The following is a 1,848-nucleotide window of genomic DNA, read 5'->3' as shown; positions in this document are numbered from 1 at the left end:
CAGGAAACTTATAGGTGTCCTTAATTTGATTATATTTGATTTGAACATATTCTTCCATAAATGCCCAATCAGGCGTCCCGTAATTTGTAACAGGAAGCATAATTTTCTGCCTTTTAAAATTTCCTAGTCTATACTGTTTTCCATAACCAAATTGATTTGCATTATCAAAAACTGAAGTAATAAATAATTTACAGTTTTCTGAAATATCATCATTAATTAACACTAGAATATTATCATCTGCACTGTAGGAATAATTACGGTAAAATGCATTTGCAAACATATCAATCGTGATTGTGTTTTTAGGAAAAATTTCCTGCTCACTATTTGCAATAAAACTAGCAATTCCACTGTTATGAAAACCTGCTGTTATAAATGGGCGCATTCCCGCAATACGACTACTTTCGACAAGACGTTTGCCACGTTTTACTTGGAATAACTCTGCGAGTCTAAACTCTTTCCATTTTCTATTCTTCATCCTGTACCTCTTCAAATAAATAGCCTCTACCATGGGTATACATATCAAATTGGAAACTCAGATAATCTGCAATTGTTTTTTCAAATTCCTCATCACTTGGAATTTCATCGTTAAAATAATAGAAACTATGTAACCATTCATCCTCTGCTTGGATTGTGGATTTTACCATAAACTCAGTCGTATAATCCTCCTCGTTACCATTGATTACATCAAAGAGGAAGCGTCTTTTCTCCTTGGCCGAATCGTCATCAATCAGACCTATGTGTTTTCTCACTACAAATCCATCATCTTCAAAATTTATAAACTTAACTTTTTTTCGTTCAATATCATGTGGTTTACCCGCCTCAAAAATTGCGATAACAGGATTAGTCCCCACACCATGGAAAGTATTTTTATTTACAGTAATTACCATATCTAAAGTATGTTTTTCAAGAATTCTTTTCTTATATTCCTTTTCTTCCTTAGATTTACCAACCATAGTTGATTGAGGGACAATCACCGCTAGTTTCCCCCCAGTTACCAGCATATCTAGCGCATGACGAATAAAATTAATTTCTGTTAGAGTTTTATCTGTTTTCCCTTGGGAATACGGGGGATTAAACAAGATTTTATTTACTCTCTGCTTTTGGATCTCTTCACCGGTAACAGAAAACATATCGTTTAACTGTAGATTACTTTTGCCATCCCCTCGTAAAATCATGTTCGTTGTCGCTACGGTGAACATCTTTTCCTGCAACTCTATCCCCAGTAGTTGATGCTGTTTAATATGTTTGATTTCGTCCTCATCTTTTGCTAGCTTAGTCATTCTATTCATTGCAGAAATCAAAAAAGCACCACTACCGCAAGCAGGATCCAATACATAATCAGTCGGTAACACATCAATTAATTCCGTCATAAGCGTCGTAATATGGTGAGGTGTCAAAACAATTCCAAGACCGTTCCCATCACTTCCACCATATTTCACAAACTCACCATAGAAATTACCCAAAATATCGTAATCTGTATTTTGTTTAAAGTGATGGATAACTTTATCTTGTAATTTTTTAGTAAAATAATGAAGCGGTGTAACTCCTAATGTCTCGTTTTTTTCATTCAGCCGGACATTCGTTTCTAAAAACGAGAACTTATTGAGAAGAATATTGACCTTGTCTTCTGGCAAAACACCTTCAGATGCAATGTAATCTTTAACTGCTTTTAGAATTCTCATTCCATCATTATCAATTACTGGTCTTGTTGTATCCTCTCTACCATCAGTTTTTCTAGGATACTTATTACCTGTTAATTTTTTGATATCAAAATCTTCTTCATTAAGGGCTAAAAGAATTGCAGAAATTACTGTTGCTTTATTCTCACCTTCGAGCGAAGCGTAGTTT

The 1,848-nt window shown here is 34.4% G+C and carries 2 protein-coding genes; both read right to left on the bottom strand.

The features are described from left to right. On the bottom strand, nucleotides 1–475 hold a 475-nt coding region (locus tag HT689_RS09480; protein ID WP_205380536.1), incomplete at its 3' end, for a restriction endonuclease subunit S. After that, nucleotides 465–1,848 (bottom strand): N-6 DNA methylase (locus HT689_RS09475; RefSeq protein ID WP_173281008.1); only part of this gene is annotated, 1,384 nt, incomplete at its 5' end. The genes HT689_RS09475 and HT689_RS09480, both read right to left, overlap by 11 nt.

Source organism: Streptococcus sp. 2342 (assembly GCF_013276795.1).
Lineage (GTDB): Bacteria > Bacillota > Bacilli > Lactobacillales > Streptococcaceae > Streptococcus.
The sequence above is the reverse complement of the archived record's forward strand: the minus strand, read 5'-3'. Positions and strand labels throughout refer to the sequence as shown.